This window comes from Bradyrhizobium vignae (assembly GCF_900324035.1).
GTDB classification, from domain to species: domain Bacteria; phylum Pseudomonadota; class Alphaproteobacteria; order Rhizobiales; family Xanthobacteraceae; genus Bradyrhizobium; species Bradyrhizobium vignae.
In genome coordinates this window covers 3,415,055-3,437,505 of sequence record NZ_LS398110.1, presented here as the reverse complement: position 1 = coordinate 3,437,505, position 22,451 = coordinate 3,415,055, and the positions used below count along the sequence as shown (strand labels likewise).

General features: G+C 63.2%; 32 protein-coding genes. All 32 read right to left on the bottom strand.

The annotated features are described in order from the left end of the window. Positions 1-41 precede the first annotated feature (41 nt). Positions 42-458: a 50S ribosomal protein L17 gene (gene rplQ / locus BRAD3257_RS16650; protein WP_122402706.1), complete on the bottom strand. Its 417-nt coding sequence runs from the start codon at positions 456-458 to the stop codon at positions 42-44. A gap of 248 nt (positions 459-706) precedes the next feature. Next, on the bottom strand, positions 707-1,738 hold the full coding sequence (locus BRAD3257_RS16645) for a DNA-directed RNA polymerase subunit alpha (RefSeq protein WP_029674561.1): 1,032 nt from the start codon (positions 1,736-1,738) through the stop codon (positions 707-709). A 112-nt stretch (positions 1,739-1,850) separates the two neighbouring features. Continuing rightward, entirely contained in the window at positions 1,851-2,240 is a 390-nt protein-coding gene (rpsK, locus tag BRAD3257_RS16640; RefSeq protein WP_007603045.1) for a 30S ribosomal protein S11, read from the bottom strand. 122 nt (positions 2,241-2,362) lie between these two features. Beyond that, positions 2,363-2,731 carry a 30S ribosomal protein S13 gene (gene rpsM, locus BRAD3257_RS16635; protein ID WP_027574068.1) on the bottom strand — a complete coding sequence of 123 codons (369 nt, stop codon included), beginning with the start codon at positions 2,729-2,731 and terminating at the stop codon, positions 2,363-2,365. Between the two features lie 187 nt (positions 2,732-2,918). After that, positions 2,919-3,782, bottom strand: coding sequence for an adenylate kinase (locus tag BRAD3257_RS16630; RefSeq protein ID WP_122402705.1), 864 nt, complete (start codon positions 3,780-3,782; stop codon positions 2,919-2,921). A gap of 277 nt (positions 3,783-4,059) precedes the next feature. Next, entirely contained in the window at positions 4,060-5,391 is a 1,332-nt protein-coding gene (gene secY / locus BRAD3257_RS16625) for a preprotein translocase subunit SecY (protein WP_122402704.1), read from the bottom strand. A 148-nt stretch (positions 5,392-5,539) separates the two neighbouring features. After that, positions 5,540-6,025 carry a 50S ribosomal protein L15 gene (gene rplO / locus BRAD3257_RS16620; RefSeq protein WP_036011044.1) on the bottom strand — a complete coding sequence of 162 codons (486 nt, stop codon included), beginning with the start codon at positions 6,023-6,025 and terminating at the stop codon, positions 5,540-5,542. Between the two features lie 75 nt (positions 6,026-6,100). Continuing rightward, positions 6,101-6,295, bottom strand: coding sequence for a 50S ribosomal protein L30 (rpmD, locus tag BRAD3257_RS16615; RefSeq protein ID WP_122402703.1), 195 nt, complete (start codon positions 6,293-6,295; stop codon positions 6,101-6,103). A gap of 25 nt (positions 6,296-6,320) precedes the next feature. After that, complete coding sequence (gene rpsE / locus BRAD3257_RS16610) at positions 6,321-6,917, bottom strand: 30S ribosomal protein S5 (protein WP_014494507.1); 597 nt, start codon at positions 6,915-6,917, stop codon at positions 6,321-6,323. Positions 6,918-6,964: 47 nt separating this feature from the next. Continuing rightward, positions 6,965-7,327, bottom strand: a complete 363-nt coding sequence (rplR, locus tag BRAD3257_RS16605) for a 50S ribosomal protein L18 (protein WP_122402702.1) — start codon at positions 7,325-7,327, stop codon at positions 6,965-6,967. An 11-nt stretch (positions 7,328-7,338) separates the two neighbouring features. Next, positions 7,339-7,872: a 50S ribosomal protein L6 gene (rplF, locus tag BRAD3257_RS16600; RefSeq protein ID WP_122402701.1), complete on the bottom strand. Its 534-nt coding sequence runs from the start codon at positions 7,870-7,872 to the stop codon at positions 7,339-7,341. Between the two features lie 16 nt (positions 7,873-7,888). Next, on the bottom strand, positions 7,889-8,287 hold the full coding sequence (gene rpsH / locus BRAD3257_RS16595; RefSeq protein ID WP_122402700.1) for a 30S ribosomal protein S8: 399 nt from the start codon (positions 8,285-8,287) through the stop codon (positions 7,889-7,891). Between the two features lie 14 nt (positions 8,288-8,301). Then, positions 8,302-8,607, bottom strand: a complete 306-nt coding sequence (rpsN, locus tag BRAD3257_RS16590) for a 30S ribosomal protein S14 (RefSeq protein WP_122402699.1) — start codon at positions 8,605-8,607, stop codon at positions 8,302-8,304. Between the two features lie 46 nt (positions 8,608-8,653). Next, positions 8,654-9,211 (bottom strand): 50S ribosomal protein L5, encoded by a 558-nt coding sequence (gene rplE / locus BRAD3257_RS16585; protein WP_122402698.1) that lies wholly within the window; start codon positions 9,209-9,211, stop codon positions 8,654-8,656. After that, a complete protein-coding gene (gene rplX, locus BRAD3257_RS16580; protein WP_122402697.1) occupies positions 9,204-9,518 on the bottom strand; it encodes a 50S ribosomal protein L24 in 315 nt (104 codons plus the stop codon). The genes rplE and rplX overlap by 8 nt, the downstream gene beginning before the upstream one ends. Next, on the bottom strand, positions 9,518-9,886 hold the full coding sequence (rplN, locus tag BRAD3257_RS16575) for a 50S ribosomal protein L14 (protein WP_007603030.1): 369 nt from the start codon (positions 9,884-9,886) through the stop codon (positions 9,518-9,520). The genes rplX and rplN overlap by 1 nt, the downstream gene beginning before the upstream one ends. 84 nt (positions 9,887-9,970) lie before the next feature. Beyond that, positions 9,971-10,219 carry a 30S ribosomal protein S17 gene (gene rpsQ / locus BRAD3257_RS16570; protein ID WP_024342452.1) on the bottom strand — a complete coding sequence of 83 codons (249 nt, stop codon included), beginning with the start codon at positions 10,217-10,219 and terminating at the stop codon, positions 9,971-9,973. Between the two features lie 13 nt (positions 10,220-10,232). Beyond that, positions 10,233-10,439 (bottom strand): 50S ribosomal protein L29, encoded by a 207-nt coding sequence (gene rpmC / locus BRAD3257_RS16565; protein WP_011088144.1) that lies wholly within the window; start codon positions 10,437-10,439, stop codon positions 10,233-10,235. Between the two features lie 5 nt (positions 10,440-10,444). Beyond that, a complete protein-coding gene (gene rplP, locus BRAD3257_RS16560) occupies positions 10,445-10,858 on the bottom strand; it encodes a 50S ribosomal protein L16 (RefSeq protein ID WP_008136349.1) in 414 nt (137 codons plus the stop codon). A gap of 30 nt (positions 10,859-10,888) precedes the next feature. After that, on the bottom strand, positions 10,889-11,611 hold the full coding sequence (rpsC, locus tag BRAD3257_RS16555) for a 30S ribosomal protein S3 (RefSeq protein ID WP_122402696.1): 723 nt from the start codon (positions 11,609-11,611) through the stop codon (positions 10,889-10,891). Between the two features lie 17 nt (positions 11,612-11,628). Then, the gene (gene rplV / locus BRAD3257_RS16550; protein ID WP_008549264.1) at positions 11,629-12,015 is read right to left on the bottom strand and encodes a 50S ribosomal protein L22; all 387 of its coding nucleotides are present in this window, start codon (positions 12,013-12,015) and stop codon (positions 11,629-11,631) included. 10 nt (positions 12,016-12,025) lie between these two features. After that, positions 12,026-12,304 carry a 30S ribosomal protein S19 gene (gene rpsS / locus BRAD3257_RS16545; RefSeq protein ID WP_008136357.1) on the bottom strand — a complete coding sequence of 93 codons (279 nt, stop codon included), beginning with the start codon at positions 12,302-12,304 and terminating at the stop codon, positions 12,026-12,028. A 12-nt stretch (positions 12,305-12,316) separates the two neighbouring features. Then, positions 12,317-13,150 (bottom strand): 50S ribosomal protein L2, encoded by an 834-nt coding sequence (rplB, locus tag BRAD3257_RS16540; protein ID WP_060736369.1) that lies wholly within the window; start codon positions 13,148-13,150, stop codon positions 12,317-12,319. Positions 13,151-13,162: 12 nt separating this feature from the next. Next, positions 13,163-13,465 (bottom strand): 50S ribosomal protein L23, encoded by a 303-nt coding sequence (locus BRAD3257_RS16535; protein WP_025036992.1) that lies wholly within the window; start codon positions 13,463-13,465, stop codon positions 13,163-13,165. Next, complete coding sequence (rplD, locus tag BRAD3257_RS16530) at positions 13,462-14,082, bottom strand: 50S ribosomal protein L4 (protein ID WP_091894751.1); 621 nt, start codon at positions 14,080-14,082, stop codon at positions 13,462-13,464. The genes BRAD3257_RS16535 and rplD overlap by 4 nt, the downstream gene beginning before the upstream one ends. A gap of 1 nt (position 14,083) precedes the next feature. After that, positions 14,084-14,797: a 50S ribosomal protein L3 gene (rplC, locus tag BRAD3257_RS16525; protein WP_122402695.1), complete on the bottom strand. Its 714-nt coding sequence runs from the start codon at positions 14,795-14,797 to the stop codon at positions 14,084-14,086. A gap of 52 nt (positions 14,798-14,849) precedes the next feature. Further along, positions 14,850-15,158, bottom strand: coding sequence for a 30S ribosomal protein S10 (gene rpsJ, locus BRAD3257_RS16520; protein WP_002712302.1), 309 nt, complete (start codon positions 15,156-15,158; stop codon positions 14,850-14,852). Between the two features lie 81 nt (positions 15,159-15,239). Beyond that, the gene (tuf, locus tag BRAD3257_RS16515) at positions 15,240-16,430 is read right to left on the bottom strand and encodes an elongation factor Tu (protein ID WP_027574053.1); all 1,191 of its coding nucleotides are present in this window, start codon (positions 16,428-16,430) and stop codon (positions 15,240-15,242) included. A gap of 40 nt (positions 16,431-16,470) precedes the next feature. Further along, positions 16,471-18,543: an elongation factor G gene (gene fusA / locus BRAD3257_RS16510; protein WP_122402694.1), complete on the bottom strand. Its 2,073-nt coding sequence runs from the start codon at positions 18,541-18,543 to the stop codon at positions 16,471-16,473. 33 nt (positions 18,544-18,576) lie between these two features. Beyond that, positions 18,577-19,047: a 30S ribosomal protein S7 gene (gene rpsG, locus BRAD3257_RS16505; protein ID WP_018647239.1), complete on the bottom strand. Its 471-nt coding sequence runs from the start codon at positions 19,045-19,047 to the stop codon at positions 18,577-18,579. Between the two features lie 15 nt (positions 19,048-19,062). Further along, a complete protein-coding gene (gene rpsL / locus BRAD3257_RS16500) occupies positions 19,063-19,434 on the bottom strand; it encodes a 30S ribosomal protein S12 (protein ID WP_007603006.1) in 372 nt (123 codons plus the stop codon). Positions 19,435-20,339: 905 nt separating this feature from the next. Then, entirely contained in the window at positions 20,340-22,319 is a 1,980-nt protein-coding gene (locus tag BRAD3257_RS16495) for an ABC transporter ATP-binding protein (protein WP_122402693.1), read from the bottom strand. Positions 22,320-22,451 lie beyond the last annotated feature (132 nt).

Sequence of the window (22,451 nt, the reverse complement as noted above, 5' to 3'; positions counted from 1 at the left end):
GCCCGAGGGCGCCGTTTTCAGTACATATCTGCAGAAACAGCTTACGCCGCCTCGGCTGCCTTCTCCTGCACCGGACCGGAATCCTGGCCCTTGGCGTCGACGTCGCGATCGACGAACTCGATCACGGCCATCGCGGCGTTGTCGCCGTAGCGGAAGCCGGCCTTGATGATGCGGGTGTAGCCGCCCTGGCGGTCCTTGTAGCGGGTCGCGAGCGTATCGAAGAGCTTCCTGACCATGTCGACGTCGCGCAGCTCCGCGATCGCCTGGCGGCGCAGCGACAGGCCGCCCTTCTTGCCGAGGGTGACGAGCTTCTCGACGATCGGGCGGAGCTCCTTGGCCTTGGGCAGCGTGGTGACGATCTGCTCGTGCTTGATCAGCGCGGCCGCCATGTTGGCGAACATCGCGCGGCGGTGCTCGGCCGTGCGGTTGAGCTTCCGATGAACCTTGCCGTGACGCATGTGTGTAGTCCTTACGTTAAAACTGCCGCGACGGTTCGTCGGACATGTTGCTCAGGTGGGCTGCCTGCGTTCGCCCGCGAAAGCGCGACGCGCTTTCGCTTTCTTGGTTGAGCATGATCCCTATCGGAAAACCGCTTCGCACTTTTCCGGGACTATGCTCTCAGTCATTCCGGGGCGGCTCGCAGAGCCGAACCCGGAATCTCGAGTTCCGGGTTCGATGCTCCGCATCGCCCCGGAACGACGAATGCTCAGTAGTGATCCTCGAAGCGCTTGGCGAGCTCGTCGATGTTCTCCGGCGGCCAGCCCGGCACTTCCATGCCGAGATGCAGACCCATCTGGGCCAGCACTTCCTTGATCTCGTTCAGCGACTTGCGGCCGAAGTTCGGGGTGCGGAGCATTTCCGCCTCGCTCTTCTGCACGAGGTCGCCGATGTAGACGATGTTGTCGTTCTTCAGGCAGTTGGCCGAACGCACCGACAGCTCGAGCTCGTCCACCTTCTTGAGGAAGGCCGGGTTGAAGGCGAGGTCCGGGATGATCTCCTGGGCGACTTCCTTGCGCGGCTCTTCGAAGTTGACGAACACGTTGAGCTGGTCCTGCAGGATGCGCGCGGCGTAGGCCACGGAATCATCCGGCGTGATCGCGCCGTTGGTCTCGATCGTCATCGTCAGCTTGTCGTAGTCGAGGATCTGGCCCTCGCGGGTGTTCTCGACCTTGTAGGAGACCTTGCGGACCGGCGAGTACAGGCTGTCGACCGGGATCAGGCCGATCGGCGCGTCCTCGGGACGGTTGCGCTCGGCGGGCACGTAGCCCTTGCCGGTCGAGACCGTGAACTCCATGCGGATCTCGGCGCCCTCGTCGAGGGTGCAGATCTGCAGATCGGGGTTAAGCACGACCACATCGCCGACGGTCTGGATATCGCCGGCGGTGACGACGCCCGGGCCCTGCTTCTTCACGACCATACGCTTGGGGCCTTCGCCCTGCATCTTGATCGAGATGTCCTTGATGTTGAGCACGATGTCGGTGACGTCCTCACGGACGCCCGCGATCGAGGAGAACTCGTGCAGCACGCCGTCGATGTGCACCGACTGCACCGCCGCGCCCTGGAGCGAGGAGAGCAGGATGCGGCGCAGCGCGTTGCCGAGGGTTTGGCCGAAACCACGCTCGAGCGGCTCGGCGACGATGGTCGCGAAACGCGAGGGATCGCTGCCGGGCGTGACCTGGAGCTTGTTCGGCCGAATCAGTTCTTGCCAATTTTTCTGGATCGTCACTGTTTCACCCATACAGGCCAGTCAATTTGATCGTTCAAATACTGGCGTTGGAGAAAGGCCGCGGGTCACTCCCGCGGCTTCTTAGTAAAGTCATTGCGGGCGCCGATGGGCCCGCAACTTGGTATCAAACGCGCCGGCGCTTACGGGGACGGCAACCGTTGTGCGGGATCGTGGTCACGTCGCGGATCGAGGTGACGGTGAAGCCTGCGGCCTGGAGCGCGCGGAGCGCTGACTCGCGGCCCGAACCGGGGCCGGCGACTTCGACTTCCAGCGTGCGCATGCCGTGCTCCTGCGCCTTCTTGGAGACGTCCTCGGCGGCGACCTGCGCGGCGTACGGCGTCGACTTGCGCGAGCCCTTGAAACCCATCGTACCGGCCGACGACCAGGCAATCGTGTTGCCCTGCGCGTCGGTGATGGTGATGGTCGTGTTGTTGAACGACGAGTTCACATGCGCGACGCCGGAGGCGATGTTCTTGCGCTCACGACGACGAACGCGGGTGGCTTCCTTGCCCATTGAGTCCCTTTCCTGAAGATCTCAAACGCCGCCGTAATGCCAGCGGCTACACCTGTGGAACGAAAAGCGCGTGGCGAACGGGTCATCCCCTTCCGCCACACGCCGCGACTGGATTCGAAAACTTACTTCTTCTTGCCGGCGATGGCCTTGGCCGGGCCCTTGCGCGTACGCGCATTGGTGTGGGTGCGCTGACCGCGCACCGGCAGACCGCGACGATGACGCAGGCCGCGATAGCAGCCGAGGTCCATCAGACGCTTGATGTTGATGCCGACCTCACGACGCAGGTCGCCCTCGACGAGATAGTCACGGTCGATGACTTCGCGGATCTGGAGCACTTCGGCGTCGCTGAGCTGATTGACGCGACGATCCTCGGGGATCTTCACCTTCTCCATGATGTCACCGGCGATCTTCGGGCCGATGCCATGGATGTACTGGAGCGCGATCAGCACGCGCTTGTTGGTGGGAATGTTCACGCCGGCAATACGGGCCACGGCCTTCTCTCCTGTTGCCGACCCCTCGTCAGGAATCGGGCTTTAAGTGCTTGCTCTCTCGGGCAGGTGTTCACAAACGCGAACACGACGCCCACCCCCGGTCTTCCTGGGGCCCGGCATCGTCTGAAACTATCCGACTTGGATGCGGGGCTTATTAGGGGATTCCGGGGGCTTTCGTCAACCGCTGCTAGCGCTTGGCTCGCTTTTTCGTGACCTTTTTTGCAGCCTTTTTGGCCCCTTTTTTGACGGCCTTCTTGGCCGTCCTTTGGGCTGCCATTTTGACCGTTTTCGTGGTCGCCTTCTTGGCCTTCCCGGCCTTTTTGACCGACTTTTTGACGGTTTTAGCCGCTCTGGTGGCCTTTTTGCCTGCCTTCGGCGACTTTTTGGCCGATTTCTTCGCCGTCTTGGTCTTTTTGGCCGGTCCCGACTTGGCTGCGCTTCGGGCATGCGTCTTGGGCTCGACCGCGCCCAGCGCCAGGAGCTGGCGGTGGATGGCGCGGGTGACCTCGTCGATGGCCATCATGCCGTCGATGGTCGAGAGCTTCCGACGCTCGGAATAGTAGTGAATCAGTGGTTCCGTCTGGCTGCGGTAGCTGGCAAGCCGTTTGGTCAGGACCTCCGGGGTGTCGTCGAGCCGGACCTCCTCGCCGCGCTCCCGCATCTGGGCAACGCGAGTTTCGACGCGGCTCAGCAGCGCGCTCTCATTGACACGGAGCTCGATCACGGCGTCGAGCTTGAGATGCTTGCGCTTGAGCAGCTCGTCCAGCGCCTCGGCCTGCGGCACGGTGCGCGGGAAACCATCGAGGATGAAACCGTTCTTGGCGTCTGGCTGGTCGATGCGGTCGGAGATGATTCCCACCACGACATCGTCGGGCACGAGGCCACCGCTGGCCATGATCTCCTTGGCTTTCAGCCCGACAGGCGTCCCGGCCGCAACCGCGGCACGCAGCATCTCGCCGGTCGAGAGCTGGATGATGCCATAGCGCCGCACCAAGAGCTGCGCCTGGGTCCCCTTGCCCGACCCCGGCGGTCCCAGAAGTATAATTCTCATCGGCGTACGCCCCCCCGGATTGGTGAGCGATACGTCGCGCACCTGCGTTTGAAGATCAAGGACAGTGCAAACCACAATCGGCTGCGCACCGCTACCCATATCATAGGGGAGCGAACGCCCGGACGCCAAGAAGGCCTTGGAAACCAGTGATTGCGTCGCAGTAGGAGCTGCTCTGCCGATGCAACCGGGTGGCTCGCTGGTCGCATCCGGTCGCACCGTGCGCTCTTCGCGCGGCGAATCGGCGGCGCAGTAGCGCCGCCTTCAGGCGAGGCCGCGGTTAGCGGCGGCGACCGCGCAGCTTGGACTTGCGGATCAGGCCTTCGTACTGATGGGCCAGCAGATAGCCCTGCACCTGCGCCACCGTATCCATGGTGACACTGACCACGATCAGCAGCGAGGTGCCGCCGAAGTAGAACGGCACCGAGGCGTAGGAGATCAGGATCTCCGGGATCAAGCAGACGATGACGAGATAGATCGCGCCGAGCACGGTGATGCGCGACAGCACGTAATCGATATATTCGGCGGTGCGCTCGCCGGGACGGATGCCCGGAATGAAGCCGCCATGTTTCTTCAGATTGTCCGCGGTCTCGGTCGGGTTGAACACGATCGCGGTGTAGAAGAAGGCGAAGAACACGATCAGCGCGAGATACAGGATCAGGAACAGCGGACGGCCATGGCCGAGCTGGGTGGTGATCCACTGGAACCATTCCGGCCCGCTGCCCGCGTTGAAATTCGCAACCGTGGTCGGCAGCAAGAGCAGCGAGGATGCGAAGATCGGGGGGATCACGCCCGAGGTGTTGAGCTTGAGAGGCAGATGCGAGGACTGGCCCTCGAACATCTTGTTACCGACCTGGCGCTTCGGATACTGGATCAGGAGCCGGCGCTGGGCGCGCTCCATGAACACGATGAAGCCGATCACGGCGACAGCCATGACGATGACGACCAGGATCAGCCCGGTCGACATCGCGCCCTGACGGCCGAGCTCGAGCATGTTGGCGAGCGCCGCGGGCAGCTCGGCGACGATGCCGGCGAGAATGATCAGCGAAATGCCATTGCCGATGCCGCGCGAGGTGATCTGCTCGCCCAGCCACATCAGGAACATGGTGCCGCCGGTCAGGGTAATCGCCGTGGACAGGCGGAAGAACATGCCGGGGTCGCTGACCACGTTGCCGGCGCCTTCGAGACCCACCGCGATGCCATAGGACTGGAACGCAGCCAGGATGACGGTCAGGTAGCGGGTGTACTGGTTGAGCGTCTTGCGGCCGGCCTCGCCTTCCTTCTTCAGCGCCTCGAGCTGCGGCGAGACGGTGGTCAGGAGCTGGATGATGATCGAGGCCGAGATGTACGGCATGATGTTCAGCGCGAAGATCGCCATGCGGTGGATGCCGCCGCCGGCGAACATGTTGAACATGCCGAGGATGCCGCCCGCCTGGGAGCGGAACACCTGCTCCCAGATGTTGGGATCGATGCCCGGCAGCGGGATGTAGGTCCCGAGCCGATAAACGAGCAGCGCACCCAGGGTGAACCAGATGCGCTTCTTCAGTTCGTCGGCCTTGGCAAACGCGCCGAAATTGAGATTGGCTGCCAGTTGTTCCGCTGCAGAGACCATCTTGGACTTTCTCCCGCCGCCTGTTGCGCCGTCATGCCCGCGGCCGGGCTAGTTTAGCGGACGCCGGACATTATCTGGGGCTCGGCTTCGATAAGTCCACGTCCCGCATGCGTAAAGGCCCGCGCGCCGCGGGCCGATGACGCAGTTGTTACGCCGCCTCGCCTTCTTCCTTGGGCTGGGCGAGGATCTTCACCGAGCCGCCGGCCTTCTCGACCGCCGCGATAGCGGTCTTGCTCGCGCCGTGCACCTCGATGTTGAGCTTGGACTTGAGCTCGCCGCGGCCGAGCAGCCGCAGGCCGCCCTTGGCGCGACGCAGCACGCCACCCTTCACCAGGGCTTCGACGTTGACGACGCTGCCGGCGTCGATCTTCTTGGCATCGACCGCTTCCTGGAGCCGGTCGAGATTGATCTCGGCGAACTCGACGCGGAAGATGTTGTTGAAGCCGCGCTTGGGCAGACGGCGATGCATCGGCATCTGGCCGCCTTCGAAACCCTTGATGCGCACGCCCGAACGCGCGGTCTGGCCCTTGCCGCCGCGGCCGGACTGCTTGCCCTTGCCGGAACCGATGCCGCGGCCGACGCGCATACGCTTTTTGCGCGAGCCGGCGTTGTCGGCGATATCGCTGAGCTTCATCGCCCTTCTCCTTGTGTCTTGCGCACGATCTTCACCGAAAACCGCTTCCCGCTTTCCGGGATCGTGCGCCTTTGCTTACTTCTCGTCGACGATGCGGACGAGATGGTGAACCTTCTCGATCATGCCGCGGACCGCCGGAGTGTCCGGCAATTCGCTGGTACGGCCGATCTTGTTGAGCTTGAGCCCGATCAGCGTCGAGCGCTGCGAGTGATGGCGGCGAATCGCGCTGCCGATCTGCTCGACCTTGATCGTCTTTGCGGCCTTGGCCATGTGGATCTACTCCGAAAAGCTTCCGTTAGTCGGCAGCCGCCTCGGCGTCGCCGCCGATACGACGGGACTGGAGGGTGGACACCTTGATGTTGCGGCGGGCTGCGACCGAACGCGGCGAATCCTGATGCTTCAGCGCGTCGAAGGTCGCGCGCACCATGTTGTACGGGTTCGACGAGCCGATCGACTTCGCCACCACGTCCTGGACGCCGAGCGTCTCGAACACGGCGCGCATCGGGCCACCGGCGATGATGCCGGTACCGGCCGGAGCTGCACGCAGGTAGACACGGCCCGCGCCATGACGACCGGCAATGTCGTGATGGAGCGTGCGGCCCTCGCGCAGCGACACGCGCGTCAGGTTGCGCTTGGCGGACTCGGTCGCCTTGCGGATCGCCTCAGGCACTTCGCGCGCCTTGCCGTGACCGAAGCCGGCGCGGCCCTTCTGGTCGCCGATCACGACCAGCGCTGCGAAACCGAAGCGCTTGCCGCCCTTGACGACCTTGGCCACGCGGTTGATGTGGACGAGCTTGTCGACGAACTCGCTGTCGCGCTCCTCGCGCTCCCTGCGTTCACGTCCGCCGCCGCGTTGATCGCGTCCACCACGTTGTTCGCGTTCAGCTGCCATGGTTTTTCCAATCCTTCAGAGGCTTACGCCCCAATCCTCAAATTCTGTTAGAAGCTCAGCCCACTCTCACGCGCCGCGTCGGCCAGAGCCTTGACGCGCCCGTGATAGAGATAGCCGCCGCGATCGAACACGACTTCCTTGACGCCCTTCTCGACCGCGCGCTCGGCCAGCAACTTGCCGACTGCTTTCGCTGCATCGATGTCCGCACCGGTCTTGCCGCCGTCGCGCATCGACTTCTCGAGCGACGAGGCAGAGGCCAGCGTCTCGCCCCTCAGGTCGTCGATGACCTGGGCGTAGATGTGCTTGGACGAGCGGAACACCGACAGACGCGGACGGCCGCCGGCGGAACGGCGCAGCTTCAGCCGCACACTCCGCTTGCGCCGGGCATTCGTAACCTTGGCTTTCGACATGACCGGCTCCGTTACTTCTTCTTGCCTTCCTTGCGGAAGATGAATTCGCCCACGTACTTCACGCCCTTGCCCTTGTAGGGCTCCGGCGGACGGTAGGCGCGGATCTCGGCGGCGACCTGACCGACGCGCTGGACGTCGCTGCCCGCCACCGTGATCTCGGTCGGCTTCGGCACGGTGATCGTGATCCCCTCGGGGATCGGATAGATCACGTCATGGCTGTAGCCGAGCGCGAGCTGGAGGTTCTTGCCCTGCATCGCGGCACGATAGCCGACGCCGGTGATCTCGAGCTTCTTCTCGAAACCCTTGGTGACGCCTTCGACCAGATTCGCGACCTGGGCGCGAGCGGTGCCGTACAGCGCCCGCGCGCGGTTGGTCTCGGCCCGCGGCTTGACGTTGATCTGGCCGTTCTCGAGCTTCACCTCGACGTCGTCGTGGACGATGAACTGAAGCTGGCCCTTCGGCCCCTTCATCTTGACGGTCTGGCCGTCGACGGTCGCGGTAACGCCCGACGGCACCGTCACAGGCTTCTTGCCAACACGTGACATGGATCGAAAATCCTTCTCAGAACACCGTGAAGAGGACTTCACCGCCCACATTCGCGTCGCGCGCGCTGTGGTCGGCCATGATCCCCTTCGGCGTCGACAACACCGAAATGCCGAGTCCATTGTTCACCCGCGGCAGGTTCTTCACCGAGGCGTAGACGCGGCGCCCGGGCTTGGAAACGCGTTCAATCTCGCGGATGACGGGCTCGCCGTCGAAATACTTCAGCTCGATCTCGATCTCGCTGCGGCCCGAGGAATGCTCGAGCGTGGCGTAGCCGCGGATGTAGCCCTCGGCCTTCAGAACCTCGAGCACGTTCTCGCGCATCTTCGAGCCAGGCGTGGAGACCTTGGTCTTCGAACGCAACTGCGCATTGCGGATACGGGTGATCAGATCGCTGATTGGATCGTGCGTAGACATCTAAACGACCCTCCTTACCAGCTGGACTTCACGAGGCCCGGGACCATGCCCTTGGAGCCAAGGTCGCGCAGCGCGATACGGGACAGCTTGTTCTTGCGGTAGTTCGAGCGCGGACGGCCCGACAATTCGCAACGCATGCGGATGCGGGTCGCCGACGAATTGCGCGGCATTTCCGCCAGCTTCAGGGTCGCGGCGAACCGCTCCTCCATCGGCAGCGTCTTGTCGGCGATGATCGCCTTCAACCGCTCGCGCTTGGCGGCGGCGTTCTTCACCATCCGCTTGCGCCGGTTGTTCTTCTCGACTGAACTCTTCTTTGCCATGCTTGGCTCCTGGGTATCCGCGTTTGAGAGGCTCTAGGTCAGCGTCTCACTGCCGGAACGGGAAATTGAAAGCGGTCAACAAGGCCCTCGCCTCTTCGTCGGTCTTGGCCGTGGTGCAGACGGTGATGTCCATACCGCGAGCTTCCGCGACCTTGTCGAAGTCGATCTCGGGGAAAATGATGTGCTCCTTGATGCCGAGCGAATAGTTGCCACGGCCGTCGAAGCTCTTCGGGTTCAGACCGCGGAAGTCGCGGACGCGTGGCAGCGCGACATTCACCAGGCGATCGATGAACTCGTACATGCGGGCCTTGCGCAGCGTGACCTTGCAGCCGATCGGCTGGTTCTCACGCAGCTTGAAGGTCGCGATCGCGATGCGCGAATAGGTCACGATCGCCTTCTGGCCGGCGATCTGGGTCAATTCGGCAGCGGCGGTCTCGGCCTTCTTGCGGTCGTTGACCGAATCGCCGACGCCCATGTTCAGCACGACCTTGTCCAGCCGCGGAACCTGCATGACGTTCTGGTAACCGAACTTCTCGGTCAGAGCCGTACGGATCTTCGCGTCATATTCCGCGCGCAGGCGCGGTGTGTAAGCGGCCTCAGCCATCGATCTCAGCTCCCGAGCTCTTGGCGATGCGAACCTTCTTGCCGTCCGCCAGAATCTTGAATCCGATGCGGGTCGGCTTTCCGTCCTTGCCGACATACGCGATGTTGGACAGGTGGATCGGCGCCTCTTTCGAGATGATGCCGCCCTCCTGGGCCTGCGTCTGCTTCTGGTGACGCTTGACCATGTTGATGCCGCGCACCAGCGCGGTGCCGGCGTCGGGACGAACCTCGAACACTTCGCCGGTGCGGCCCTTGTCGCGGCCGGTCAGCACGACGACCTTGTCGCCCTTGCGGATCTTCGCAGCCATCACAGCACCTCCGGCGCGAGCGAGATGATCTTCATGTGGTTCTTGGCGCGCAGCTCGCGCGGCACGGGCCCGAAGATACGGGTGCCGACCGGCTCGGACTGGTTGTTGATCAGGACGGCGGCGTTGCGGTCGAAGCGGATGACCGAACCGTCGGCGCGGCGGATGTCCTTGCGGACGCGCACCACGACGGCCTTCATCACGTCGCCCTTCTTCACCTTGCCACGCGGGATAGCTTCCTTGATCGAAACGACGATGATGTCGCCGATCGTTGCGTAGCGGCGCTTGGAGCCCCCAAGCACCTTGATACACATGACACGGCGTGCGCCAGAATTGTCGGCCACGTCGAGGTTGGTCTGCATCTGAATCATTGATGCACCTCGTCCTCTTTCTCTTTGCGCCAGCCCAGCCGGCGCTCAACATTTCCCTGAAGTCAGTCGGCTAGAGCCAACAGATCAGGCGCTTTTCTTGTGTTCGCCCCGGATCACGACCCAGCGCTTCAACTTCGAAATCGGCTTCGTTTCCTCGATCCACACCATGTCGCCCGGCTTGAACTGGTTGCTCTCGTCGTGCGCGTGGTAGTTCTTCGAACGGCGGATCGTCTTCTTGTAGATCGGGTGCGTGAAGCGGCGATCGACGCGCACCACGATGGTCTTGGCTTGCTTGTCGCTGACGACCACGCCCTGCAAAGTACGTTTCGGCATCTTCGTAAGCCTCTTACTTCTTCTTCGCGCGCGTCTGCGCGGCGACGGTCTTGATCCGGGCGATGTCACGGCGAGCCTCGCGCAGGCGCGAGGTGTTCTCGAGCTGCCCGGTGGCGCGCTGGAAGCGCAGGTTGAAGCGCTCCTTCTTCAGGTTCAGGATGGCATCATCCTGCTGATCGGGGCTCATCGCACGGATGTCTTCGATCTTCATCTGGGCCATGGCCATTACTCCGCAATGCGCTCGACGAAGCGCGTCTTGATCGGCAGCTTGGCGGCCGCCAGGGTCAGCGCTTCACGCGCCGTCTGGGTGTTGACGCCGTCGATCTCGAACAGCACCCGGCCCGGCTTGACGCGCGCGACCCACAATTCCGGCGAACCCTTACCGGAGCCCATGCGGACTTCGGCCGGCTTCTTGGACACCGGAACGTCGGGGAACACGCGGATCCAGACGCGGCCGGCGCGCTTCATGTGACGGGTCAGCGCGCGACGGGCGGCTTCGATCTGACGCGCGGTGACGCGCTCAGGCTCGGTCGCCTTCAGGCCGAACTGGCCGAACGCCAACGTCGCGCCCGAAGACGCAACGCCGTGGATGCGGCCCTTATGCGCCTTCCGGAACTTCGTTTTCTTAGGTTGCATCATGGCTTTAAGCCCTCAAATTCTCAGGTCAGCTCAGGCTGCAGCCGCGTCGCGGCGCTGCCGGCCGCCACCACCGCTACCAGTGCCCTCGCCTTCGGCCATTCTCTTGTCCTGGGCCATCGGATCGTGCTCGAGGATCTCGCCCTTGAAGATCCAGACCTTGACGCCGCAGGTGCCGAAGGTCGTGAACGCGGTCGCAACGCCGTAGTCGATGTCGGCGCGCAGCGTGTGCAGCGGCACGCGACCTTCGCGGTACCACTCCATGCGCGCGATTTCCGCACCGCCGAGACGTCCCGAGCAGTTGATGCGGATGCCCTCCGCGCCGAGGCGCATCGCCGACTGCACGGCGCGCTTCATGGCACGGCGGAACGCCACGCGGCGCTCGAGCTGCTGCGCGATCGACTCCGCCACCAGCGTCGCATCGAGCTCCGGCTTGCGGATCTCGACGATGTTGATGACGACGTCGGACGAGGTGATGTCCGCGACCTTCTTGCGCAGCTTGTCGATGTCCGCACCCTTCTTGCCGATCACCACACCCGGACGGGCCGAGTGGATGGTGACGCGGCACTTCTTGTGCGGACGCTCGATCACGATGCGGGCAACGGCAGCCTGCTTGAGCTCCTTGTGCAGGATCTCACGGATCTTGACGTCCTCGTGCAACAGCTTGCCGTATTCCTGCTTGCCGGCGAACCAGCGGGAATCCCAGGTCCGGTTGATGCCGAGACGCAGACCGATCGGATTGATCTTTTGACCCATCGTGTTCTCCTGCGCCCTTAAGCGGCGGCTTCAGCTTCGACCTGACGAACGATGATCGTCAGCTGCGAAAATGGTTTGTAGACACGGCCCGAGCGGCCGCGGCCACGAGCGGCAAAGCGCTTCATCACGAGGCCGTTGCCGACGAAGGCCTGCGCAACGACGAGATCGTCGACGTCGAGGTCGTGGTTGTTCTCGGCGTTGGCGATAGCCGATTCCAGGCACTTCTTCACGTCGACCGCGATCCGCTTGCGCGAAAACTGCAGGTCGGCGAGCGCAGCAGACGCCTTCCGGCCGCGAATGAGCTGGGCGACCAGGTTGAGCTTCTGCGGGCTCACCCGCAGCATCCGGGCGACCGCCTTGGCCTCGTTGTCGGCGAGGCTCCGTTCGCGCTTAGGTTTGCTCATCGTTTAATCCTCAAGCCTTCTTGGCTTTCTTGTCGCCGGAGTGGCCATGGAAGGTCCGGGTCGGCGAGAACTCGCCGAACTTGTGACCGACCATTTCCTCGTTGACGGCCACCGGCACGTGCTTCTGACCGTTGTAGACGCCGAAGGTCAGGCCGACGAACTGCGGCAGGATCGTCGAGCGACGGCTCCAGATCTTGATGACGTCGTGACGGCCGGACGCACGGGCGGCATCTGCCTTCTTGAGCAGAGAACCCTCGACGAACGGGCCTTTCCAGACTGAACGAACCATGTCCGGCGTTCCTTACTTCTTCCGCTTGTGGCGGCTTAGGAGAATGAATTTGTTGGTCGACTTGTTGGTACGGGTCTTCTTGCCCTTGGTCGGCTTGCCCCACGGAGTGACCGGGTGACGACCGCCCGAGGTGCGACCTTCACCACCGCCGTGCGGATGGTCGATCGGGTTCATCGCGACACCGCGGTTGTGCGGCCTGCGGCCCATCCAACGCTTGCGACCGGCCTTGCCGATCGAGGTGTTCATGTGATCCGGGTTCGACACCGCGCCGATCGTGCCGCGGCAACGGCCGTGCACCAGGCGCTGCTCGCCCGAGTTCAGGCGGATGATCACGTAATCCTGGTCGCGACCGACGAGCTGGGCGTAGGTGCCGGCGGAACGGGCGAGCTGGCCGCCCTTCCCGATCTTGACCTCGATGTTGTGGATGATCGTGCCGACCGGCATGTTGCCGAGCGGCATGACGTTGCCCGGCTTCACGTCGACATAGTTGCCGGCAATGATGGTGTCACCCACGGCCAGGCGCTGCGGCGCCAGGATGTAGGCCTGCTCGCCGTCCTGATACTTGATCAGCGCAATGAAGCCGGTGCGGTTCGGATCATACTCCAGCCGCTCGACGGTCGCGGGGACGTCGACCTTCTCGCGCTTGAAGTCGACGGTGCGCAGCGTCTGCTTGTGACCACCGCCGCGGAAACGCACGGTGATGCGACCAGTGTTGTTGCGGCCGCCCGAGGACTTCTTGCCCTCGGTGAGCGCCTTGAGCGGCTTGCCCTTGTAGAGGGCCGAACGATCGACCATGACCAGCTGGCGCTGGCCTGGCGTCGTGGGATTGAATGTCTTCAGTGCCATCGTCGTACGACCTTACAGACCGGTGGTGACGTCGATCCGGTGACCCTCTTCGAGAGTCACGATCGCGCGTTTGCTGTTCGACTGCGAGCCGATGGTGCCGCGGAAGGCCTTGACCTTGCCCTTGCGGACCAGCGTGTTGACGCTCTTGACCTTGACGTCGAACAGCTTCTCGATCGCTTCCTTGATCTGCGGCTTGGTCGCCTTGGCGGCCACCTTGAAAAGCACCTTGTTGTGCTCCGAAGCGATCGTCGCCTTTTCGGTCACGACCGGCGACAGGATCACGTCGTAGTGGCGAGGCTCGATGTTCTTGCTCATTTGAAGCGCGCCTCCAGCGCATCGATGGCGGCCTTGGTCAGAACGAGTTTCTGACGGCGCAGGATGTCATAGACGTTGATGCCCTGGATCGGCAGCACGTCCATGTTCGGGATATTGCGAGCCGCGGCGGCGAAACCGTTGTTGAGCTCGGCGCCGTCGATGATCAGCGCATTGGTGAGCCCGAGGCCCGAGAAGTGGCCGAGCAACGCCTTGGTCTTGGCGGTCTCGAGCGCGGCCTTCTCGATCACGACGAGATCGCCGTCCTTGGCCTTGGCCGAGAGCGCATGCTTGAGCGCCAGGGCGCGGACCTTCTTCGGCAGGTCGGTGGCGTGCGAACGCACCACCGGACCGAAGGCACGGCCGCCGCCGCGGAACTGCGGCACGCGGGCCGAGCCGTGACGAGCACCGCCGGTGCCCTTCTGCTTGTACATCTTCTTGCCGGTGCGCCAGATCTCGGCGCGGCCCTTGGCCTTGTGCGTGCCGGCCTGGCGCTTGTTGAGCTGCCACTGCACGCAGCGCGCGATGATGTCCTCGCGCGGCTCGAGGCCGAAAATGGCGTCGGAGAGCTGGACCGAGCCGGCTTCCTTACCTTCGAGGGTGGTGACCTTCAATTCCATCTCACGCCTCCTGCGTAGCCGGAGCGGCTTCCGCGTCGCCAGCAACCTTGAACTTGCCGGGCTTCGGAGCTTCCTTCGGCAGCGGCTTCTTGACGGCATCGCGCACGCGGATCCAACCGCCCTTGGAGCCCGGAACGGCGCCTTCGACGAGGATCAGGCCCCGCTCGACATCGGTCTGGACGACGCGAAGGTTGAGCGTGGTGATGCGATCGACACCCATGTGGCCGGGCATCTTCTTGTTCTTCCAGGTCTTGCCGGGGTCCTGACGGCCACCGGTCGAACCGATCGAGCGGTGCGAGATCGACACACCGTGCGTGGCGCGCAGACCGCCGAAGTTCCAGCGCTTCATGCCGCCGGCGAAGCCCTTACCGACCGAGGTGCCCGTGACGTCGACGAACTGGCCGACGACGAAGTGGTCGGCCTGGATCTCGGCGCCGACCGGGATCATGGCATCCGCAGAGACGCGGAATTCCTCGACCCGGCGCTTCGGCTCGACCTTGGCGACCGCGAACTGGCCGCGCTCGGCCTTGGGCATGTAAACGGTCTTGCGGCTGCCCGAACCGAGCTGGAGCGCGACGTAACCGTTCTTCTCTTCGGTGCGGTGGCCTACGACCTGGCAATTGCCGAGCTTCAGCACGGTCACGGGGATATGTTCGCCAGCCTCCGTGAAGACCCGCGTCATCCCGACCTTTTGTGCGATCACTCCGGAGCGCATCGGCTTGCTTCCTGTTCTCTTTGTCCGCTTTTGGCGAACGGGATCCAAAATCTTAGAGCTTGATCTCGACGTCGACACCGGCGGCCAAGTCGAGCTTCATCAAAGCATCGACGGTCTGCGGGGTCGGATCGACGATGTCGAGCAGGCGCTTGTGAGTGCGCATCTCGAACTGTTCGCGGCTCTTCTTGTCGACGTGGGGCGAACGGTTGACGGTGAACTTCTCGATGCGGGTGGGCAGCGGAATCGGTCCGCGGACCTGCGCGCCGGTGCGCTTCGCCGTGTTCACGATCTCACGGGTCGACGTATCGAGGATACGATGGTCGAACGCCTTGAGACGGATACGAATATTTTGGCCGTTCATTGCCGTGGTCTCTCTTCAGTGGGTGGCGAATAGCGAATAGCGAATGTCACCATTCGCTACTCGCCGTCCCTTTTCTCGTAATTACTCGATGATCGAGGCGACGACGCCGGCGCCGACGGTGCGGCCGCCTTCGCGGATCGCGAAGCGGAGCTTCTCTTCCATCGCGATCGGCACGATCAGGTGCACTTCCATCGCGATGTTGTCGCCCGGCATCACCATCTCGGTGCCTTCCGGCAGGTGCACGACACCGGTCACGTCGGTGGTGCGGAAGTAGAACTGCGGACGGTAGTTGGTGAAGAACGGGGTGTGGCGACCGCCCTCTTCCTTGGTGAGGATGTAGGCCTCAGCCTTGAACTTGGTGTGCGGCTTGACCGAACCCGGCTTGGCCAGAACCTGGCCGCGCTCGACGTCCTCGCGCTTGGTGCCGCGGAGCAGCGCGCCGATGTTGTCGCCGGCCTGGCCCTGATCGAGCAGCTTGCGGAACATTTCGACGCCGGTGACGGTGGTCTTCTGGGTCGCACGCAGACCGACGATCTCGATTTCCTCGCCGACCTTGACGACGCCGCGCTCGACACGGCCGGTCACGACGGTGCCGCGGCCCGAGATCGAGAACACGTCTTCAACCGGCATCAGGAACGGCTGGTCGATCGGACGCTCCGGCTGCGGAATGTACTCGTCGACGTTGCGCATCAGCTCGAGGATGGCGTCGTGGCCGAGCTTCTTGTCGGAGTCTTCGAGAGCGGCAAGCGCCGAACCCTTGATGATCGGGATCTTGTCGCCGGGGAATTCGTACTTGGAGAGCAGCTCGCGGACTTCGAGCTCGACGAGCTCGAGCAGCTCCGGGTCGTCGACCATGTCGCACTTGTTGAGGAACACGACGAGCGCGGGCACGCCGACCTGGCGGGCGAGCAGGATGTGCTCGCGGGTCTGCGGCATCGGGCCGTCAGCGGCCGACACGACCAGGATCGCACCGTCCATCTGGGCGGCGCCGGTGATCATGTTCTTGACGTAGTCGGCGTGGCCGGGGCAGTCGACGTGGGCGTAGTGGCGGTTCGTGGTCTCGTACTCGACGTGCGCGGTCGAGATGGTGATGCCGCGCGCCTTCTCTTCCGGCGCCTTGTCGATCTGATCGTACGCGGTGAACGTCGCACCGCCGGTCTCGGCGAGGATCTTGGTGATCGCCGCGGTCAGCGACGTCTTGCCATGGTCGACGTGACCGATGGTGCCGATGTTGCAGTGCGGCTTGGTACGTTCAAACTTTGCTTTGGCCATTTGACTCTCCGTTCAATCGTCGGCTTGAGACCGACGATAATCAGGCAAACTTCTTCTGGACTTCTGCCGACACGTTGGCCGGCGCTTCTGCGTAGTGGTCGAACTGCATGGTGAAGGTCGCGCGACCCTGGCTCATGGAGCGCAGGTTGTTCACGTAACCGAACATGTTCATGAGCGGCACCATCGCATTGATGACGTTGGCGTTGCCGCGCATGTCCTGCCCCTGGATCTGACCGCGCCGGGAATTCAGGTCGCCGATGACCGAGCCGGTGTAGTCTTCCGGGGTCACAACTTCGACCTTCATGATCGGCTCGAGCAGGACGGACTTGCCCATCTGCAGCGCTTCGCGGAAGCAGGCACGCGAAGCGATTTCGAAGGCGAGCGCCGACGAGTCGACGTCGTGATACTTGCCGTCGACGAGCTGCACCTTGACGTCGACCACGGGGAAGCCCGCGACCACGCCGGACGACAGCACGCTCTCCAGGCCCTTCTCGACGCCGGGGATGTATTCCTTCGGCACCGCACCGCCGACGATCTTCGATTCGAACTCGAAGCCCTTGCCGGGCTCGTTCGGCTCGACGATGAACGACACGGCCGCGAACTGGCCGGTACCGCCGGTCTGCTTCTTGTGGGTGTAGCTGTGCTCCACCCGCTTGGTGATGCGCTCGCGGAACGCCACCTGCGGCGCGCCGATGTTGGCGTCGACCTTGTAGGTGCGCTTGAGGATGTCGACCTTGATGTCGAGATGGAGTTCGCCCATGCCCTTGAGGATGGTCTGGCCGGACTCATGGTCGGTCGACACGCGGAAGGACGGATCCTCCGCCGCGAGCTTGGCCAGCGCCACGCCCAGCTTCTCCTGGTCGGCCTTGGACTTCGGCTCGATCGCGATCTCGATGACCGGCTCGGGGAATTCCATCTTCTCGAGGATGACCTGATGGTCGGGATCGCACAGCGTGTCACCGGTGCGCGCTTCCTTCAGGCCGGCCAGCGCGACGATGTCGCCGGCATAGGCTTCCTTGATGTCCTCGCGGTTGTTTGCATGCATCAACAGCATGCGCCCGATCCGTTCCTTCTTCTCGCGGGTCGAGTTCACGACGCCGGTGCCGCTCTGCAGAATGCCGGAATAGATGCGGCAGAAGGTGATGGTGCCGACGAACGGGTCGTCCATGATCTTGAACGCGAGCAGCGCCAGCGGCTCCTTGTCGTCCGCCTTGCGCACGACTTCGTTGCCCTTGTCGTCCGTGCCCTTGATCGCGGGCACGTCGAGCGGCGACGGCAGATAGTCGACGACGGCGTCGAGCAGCGGCTGCACGCCCTTGTTCTTAAAGGCCGAGCCGCACAGCACGGGATAGAACGCGCCGGTCAGCACCGCCTTGCGGATCAGGCGTTTCAGCGTCGCCTCGTCCGGCTCCTTGCCGTCGAGATAGGCGGCCATGGCGTCGTCGTCGAGCTCGACGGCGGCTTCCACCATCTTCTCGCGGTATTCCTTGGCCTGGTCGACGAGATCTTCCGGAATATCGACATAATCGAACTTCGCACCGAGCGATTCATCGTTCCAGACGACGCCCTTCATCTTCACGAGATCGACGAGACCCTTGAAGTTGTTCTCGGCACCGATCGGGAGCTGGATCGCGACGGGCTTGGCACCCAGACGGTCAACGATGTCGGACAGGCACTTGAAGAAGTCCGCACCGATCTTGTCCATCTTGTTGGCGAAGACGATACGCGGAACCTTGTACTTGTCGCCCTGGCGCCAGACGGTCTCGGTCTGGGGCTCGACGCCCTGGTTGGAGTCGAGCACGCAGACGGCGCCGTCGAGCACGCGCAGAGAACGCTCGACTTCGATGGTGAAGTCGACGTGGCCGGGCGTGTCGATGATGTTCAGGCGCTTGCCGTTCCAGAAGGCGGTGGTCGCAGCCGAGGTGATCGTGATGCCACGCTCCTGCTCCTGCTCCATCCAGTCCATCGTCGCGGCACCTTCGTGCACTTCGCCGATCTTGTGGCTCTTGCCGGTGTAATAGAGGATGCGCTCGGTCGTCGTGGTCTTGCCGGCGTCGATATGCGCCATGATACCGAAGTTACGGTAGTCCTCGATGGCATGTTGGCGGGGCATGGGGTGTTCCTTGCGAGTCCGTTTGTTTCGCCGTTACCAGCGATAATGCGAGAAGGCGCGGTTGGCTTCCGCCATGCGGTGCACGTCTTCGCGCTTCTTGACGGCGTTCCCCCGGTTGTTCGATGCGTCCAAGAGCTCCGCCGAGAGCCGCTCGGTCATCGTCTTCTCATTGCGCTCGCGCGCGGCCGCGATCAGCCAGCGGATGCCCAGGGCCTGCCGGCGGGTCGAGCGAACCTCGACCGGAACCTGATAGGTCGCGCCGCCGACGCGGCGGGAGCGCACCTCGATCGTCGGCATGACGTTCTCGAGCGCCTGCTCGAACACGCCGAGCGGGTTCTGCTTGGTCTTGGACTCGATGATGCCGAACGCGCCGTAGACGATACCTTCGGCGACCGACTTCTTTCCGGCGTACATCACCGAGTTCATGAACTTCGTGACGATGATGTTCCCGAACTTCGGATCCGGGAGAACTTCGCGCTTTTCCGCAGAGTGGCGACGAGACATAGGCTTGGTTCCCGCTTACTTCGGACGCTTGGCGCCGTACTTCGAACGGCGCTGCTTACGGTTCTTGACGCCCTGGGTATCCAGAACGCCGCGGAGGATGTGGTAGCGCACGCCGGGCAAGTCCTTGACGCGGCCGCCGCGGATCATGACCACCGAGTGCTCCTGGAGGTTATGACCCTCGCCGGGGATGTAGCCGATCACCTCGAAGCCGTTGGTCAGGCGCACCTTGGCAACCTTACGAAGCGCCGAGTTCGGCTTCTTCGGGGTCGTGGTGTAGACGCGCGTGCAAACACCACGCTTCTGCGGCGATTGCTGCAGCGCCGGCACCTTCTTGCGCGACTTCTGCACTTCCCGCGGTTGAGCGATCAGCTGGTTGATCGTCGGCATTCTGGCCTTCACCCTTTTTCTGCCGCGGCCCCTCTCGGGTCCGCTGTCTTGCCGCGGCCCGTCACCGGGTCCGCAAATTCTGTTCGAGCCACCCGCCCGAGGGGCCACCTTGCGCGAAATAACCCACGCAAAGCGAAATTGCGCCAACCGCTCCATCAACGAGCGGAAAGCGCTTCGACGCCACAGAGGACCGCAGTAGTGAGGCCGTTCAGCGTAACGCCGCGGCCCGCGCACTGAGGTCATGCATCCGAATTCGATCTCAAGAGAACATGCTCAAGAGAACTAAAGTCGCACTGGCATTGCCTAGCTATGATCGACAGCGTTTGAGCGGCATTCGTCGAGGTTGGTGCCCGCCTTTACGACCCCTTATGGATCTAGTCCTTGGGGATCAACGGGTGGCCCGTTCCGACGCTGGCGATGCTCACCGCCTGTCGTTAAGTGAGGCGCTTTCTATAAGTGAGAATCGGTCAAGTCAAGGTGAAACGACAGTCACAAAGCGCCTCACGTGCCTGCAGAAATAGCCTCCTGGCCGCCTCCGCGCACCCGTCCGACATGGGAACGAAGAGTCCGATCTGCTAGGCTCGAAAGAGGATTATACCCGGATTAAATATAGTTTTATTATCAAACAGAGGGCTTTTTTCTGCCCATACACAGATCTGACGGCTGGCGAACAGGCTTTCCAGCATTCCCGGCGTGCCGCGTTGGGCGGTCTCGCGGGGATTTCGATGGGAGTGGTCGATCCGCGGGGGCCGATCCCCCAAACCGCTTGTCGAAAAAAGTTGGCGGCTCCACGTCGGCCGAACGCCTTGCGCAACAGAATCAATGAGTCGGTGCTGGACCACACGCGCTTGGGAGACGAGACATGGATCGGCCAAGCCGGCTCCCTTGGAGCCGAACGCCTCCGGTCACTCCTCCTCGTCCTCGTCGTCCTCGTCGCTGTCGTCGTCGGCGTGAGCCGACACGCCATGCGGCTGGTGGATCTGATCGTTCCACAGCTTGCGATAGGTGCCGTTCTTGGCGAGCAGCTCGGCATGGGAGCCGCGCTCGATCGCCCTGCCCCCTGAAATCACGATGATCTCGTCCATCTCGACCACCGACGCGAGGCGGTGGGTCGACCAAATCATGGTGCGGCCCTTGGCGAGCTTCAGCAGCGTGCGGTTGATCGCGGCTTCCGTGGTCTGGTCGAGGGCCGAGGTGGCTTCGTCCAGCAGCAGAACGGATGGGTTACGGATGATCGCACGCGCGATCGCGATGCGCTGGCGCTGGCCACCCGACAGCGTGTCTCCGCGCTCGCCGACCTGCGTGTCGTATTGCTGCGGCAGGCTCATGATGTAGCGGTGGATCTCGGCCTTCTTGGCCGCCTCCTCCACCTCTTCGTCGGTCGCCCCCTCCTTGCCGAGCCGGATGTTCTCGCGGATCGACATGTTGAACAGCATATTCTCCTGGAACACCACCGCCATGCTCCGACGCAGCGAATCCAACGTCACCTTGCGGACATCGACGCCGTCGATGGTGACGCGGCCTTCATTGGGCACGTAGAGCCGCAGAATCAGATTGAGCAGCGTGCTCTTGCCGCAGCCTGAGGGGCCGACGATGGCGATGCGCTTGCCGGCCTTGAGCTTGAGGCTGAGATTGTCCAGTACCGGTGTCTGACTGCCCTCGTACTGGAAGGTGACGTGATCGAAAGTAATGTCGTTGGTGATGCGCGGCAGATCGGGCGCGCCGGGGCGATCGGCACCGCGGGTCGGCTCGTCCAGCAGCTCCTGGATGTGGCGGATCGCGGCGGCCGAGGAGATCGACACCGGGATGAAGTGCATCACGTGGGCGATGTTGTAGGAGACCTCCCAGAACGCGCTCTCGAAGGTGACGAAGGTGCCGATGGTGATCTGGCCCTTGGTCGCCAGATAGGCGCCGATCGCGAGCACCACGAGGTGCAGGAGCAGCACCGAGACGGTGACCGTCCGCTCCACCATGGTCGACAGGAACGCGGCCGAGGCGATCTTGTTGCGGGTCTCGTCGTTGCGCAAGGTGAAGAAGCCGAACATCTTGCGTTGCAGGCTGAACGCCTTGATCACGGCCTGCGCCGCCACGTTCTCCTGCACCATTCCGAGCAGCGCGCTCTCGTTGAGCTTCTGCTCGTAATTGGCCTGCACCGCTTTCGGCGTGAGGATGCGCGGGCCAATCAGCGTGATCGGGAACACCAGAAGCGCGACCACCGCGAGCTGCCAGTTCAGGAACAGCATCAGGATGATGCCGGCGATCAACTCCAGGAACGGCAGCGCGGCGCTGTTGGCAAAGGTCTTGACCGAGCCTTCGAAGGCCGAGAGGTCGACCGAGAAGCGTGACAGGATCTCGCCGCGCTTGGTGCGGCCGAAATAGGCCGCCGGCAGGTCCTGGACGTGCTCGAACAGGCGCTTGCGGACATCGGAGATGATGCAGGCGGCAAGCCGCGCGTCCCAGCGCTCGTACCAGACCGCAACGATCGAAGTGAAGATGCCGGCGACGGCGAGCGCGCCGAGTATCTTATAGAGCGCCTGAAAATCCTCCTCGCCGAGTGCGTCGTCGATCAGGAACTTGAGGCTGAGCGGCATGATGACGTTGAACAACGTCTCGACCACGACGCCGAATGCGACGAACGACAGCATCCGCTTGTAGTTGGAGAGATAGGGTTTGACGAACCCGACGATGGTCGCGAGCGCGCCGGCGGCTTCCCGCGCGGTAAAGACGACGAGGTCCTCGTCCTCGTCGTCGAGCTCCAGCTCGTCATCCTCCTGATCCTCGTCGTCTTCGAGGTCCGGCTTGGCGAGGGCAAGCTTGTCGTCGAGCTCGGCCGCCTCTTCCGCGGCGAGCTTCTGTTTGTCGGGCGGGAGGGGCTTGGACGCCATGAAACCAACCGATGCTGACGGCCGGCCTGACCGCAGAGAGAACCAGAAAATAGCGGCAACCGCTATTGCACCGATTCTATGCGATCAGGATGAATTCGGCAAAACAATTGGCGAATCCGACCTGCCCCGCGG

Coding starts and splice junctions, on each gene's coding strand:
- rpsN (WP_122402699.1), bottom strand. CDS start 8,607: ATGGCAAAGAAGAGTTCAGTCGAGAAGAACAACCGGCGCAAGCGGATG.
- rplE (WP_122402698.1), bottom strand. CDS start 9,211: ATGGCTGAGGCCGCTTACACACCGCGCCTGCGCGCGGAATATGACGCG.
- rpsJ (WP_002712302.1), bottom strand. CDS start 15,158: ATGAACGGCCAAAATATTCGTATCCGTCTCAAGGCGTTCGACCATCGT.
- rplF (WP_122402701.1), bottom strand. CDS start 7,872: ATGTCACGTGTTGGCAAGAAGCCTGTGACGGTGCCGTCGGGCGTTACC.
- rpsL (WP_007603006.1), bottom strand. CDS start 19,434: ATGCCGACGATCAACCAGCTGATCGCTCAACCGCGGGAAGTGCAGAAG.
- rplD (WP_091894751.1), bottom strand. CDS start 14,082: ATGGAATTGAAGGTCACCACCCTCGAAGGTAAGGAAGCCGGCTCGGTC.
- rpsH (WP_122402700.1), bottom strand. CDS start 8,287: ATGTCTACGCACGATCCAATCAGCGATCTGATCACCCGTATCCGCAAT.
- fusA (WP_122402694.1), bottom strand. CDS start 18,543: ATGCCCCGCCAACATGCCATCGAGGACTACCGTAACTTCGGTATCATG.
- rpmC (WP_011088144.1), bottom strand. CDS start 10,439: ATGGCCCAGATGAAGATCGAAGACATCCGTGCGATGAGCCCCGATCAG.
- secY (WP_122402704.1), bottom strand. CDS start 5,391: ATGGTCTCTGCAGCGGAACAACTGGCAGCCAATCTCAATTTCGGCGCG.
- rplO (WP_036011044.1), bottom strand. CDS start 6,025: ATGAAGCTCAGCGATATCGCCGACAACGCCGGCTCGCGCAAAAAGCGT.
- rplP (WP_008136349.1), bottom strand. CDS start 10,858: ATGATGCAACCTAAGAAAACGAAGTTCCGGAAGGCGCATAAGGGCCGC.
- rplN (WP_007603030.1), bottom strand. CDS start 9,886: ATGATTCAGATGCAGACCAACCTCGACGTGGCCGACAATTCTGGCGCA.
- BRAD3257_RS16535 (WP_025036992.1), bottom strand. CDS start 13,465: ATGAGCAAGAACATCGAGCCTCGCCACTACGACGTGATCCTGTCGCCG.
- rplQ (WP_122402706.1), bottom strand. CDS start 458: ATGCGTCACGGCAAGGTTCATCGGAAGCTCAACCGCACGGCCGAGCAC.
- rplX (WP_122402697.1), bottom strand. CDS start 9,518: ATGGCTGCGAAGATCCGCAAGGGCGACAAGGTCGTCGTGCTGACCGGC.
- rpmD (WP_122402703.1), bottom strand. CDS start 6,295: ATGGCCAAGGCCGCAAAGACGATCAAGGTCGAGCAGATCGGCAGCGCG.
- tuf (WP_027574053.1), bottom strand. CDS start 16,430: ATGGCCAAAGCAAAGTTTGAACGTACCAAGCCGCACTGCAACATCGGC.
- rplB (WP_060736369.1), bottom strand. CDS start 13,150: ATGGCACTGAAGACATTCAATCCCACGACGCCAGGCCAGCGCCAGCTG.
- rplC (WP_122402695.1), bottom strand. CDS start 14,797: ATGCGCTCCGGAGTGATCGCACAAAAGGTCGGGATGACGCGGGTCTTC.
- rpsE (WP_014494507.1), bottom strand. CDS start 6,917: ATGGCAGCTGAACGCGAACAACGTGGTGGACGCGATCAACGCGGCGGC.
- rpsS (WP_008136357.1), bottom strand. CDS start 12,304: ATGGTTCGTTCAGTCTGGAAAGGCCCGTTCGTCGAGGGTTCTCTGCTC.
- rpsC (WP_122402696.1), bottom strand. CDS start 11,611: ATGGGTCAAAAGATCAATCCGATCGGTCTGCGTCTCGGCATCAACCGG.
- rpsK (WP_007603045.1), bottom strand. CDS start 2,240: ATGGGCAAGGAAGCCACCCGCGTTCGTCGTCGTGAGCGCAAGAACATC.
- BRAD3257_RS16495 (WP_122402693.1), bottom strand. CDS start 22,319: ATGGCGTCCAAGCCCCTCCCGCCCGACAAACAGAAGCTCGCCGCGGAA.
- BRAD3257_RS16645 (WP_029674561.1), bottom strand. CDS start 1,738: ATGGGTGAAACAGTGACGATCCAGAAAAATTGGCAAGAACTGATTCGG.
- BRAD3257_RS16630 (WP_122402705.1), bottom strand. CDS start 3,782: ATGAGAATTATACTTCTGGGACCGCCGGGGTCGGGCAAGGGGACCCAG.
- rpsQ (WP_024342452.1), bottom strand. CDS start 10,219: ATGCCGAAACGTACTTTGCAGGGCGTGGTCGTCAGCGACAAGCAAGCC.
- rplR (WP_122402702.1), bottom strand. CDS start 7,327: ATGTCGAAAGCCAAGGTTACGAATGCCCGGCGCAAGCGGAGTGTGCGG.
- rpsG (WP_018647239.1), bottom strand. CDS start 19,047: ATGTCTCGTCGCCACTCTGCGGAAAAGCGCGAAGTTCTCCCGGATCCG.
- rplV (WP_008549264.1), bottom strand. CDS start 12,015: ATGAGCAAACCTAAGCGCGAACGGAGCCTCGCCGACAACGAGGCCAAG.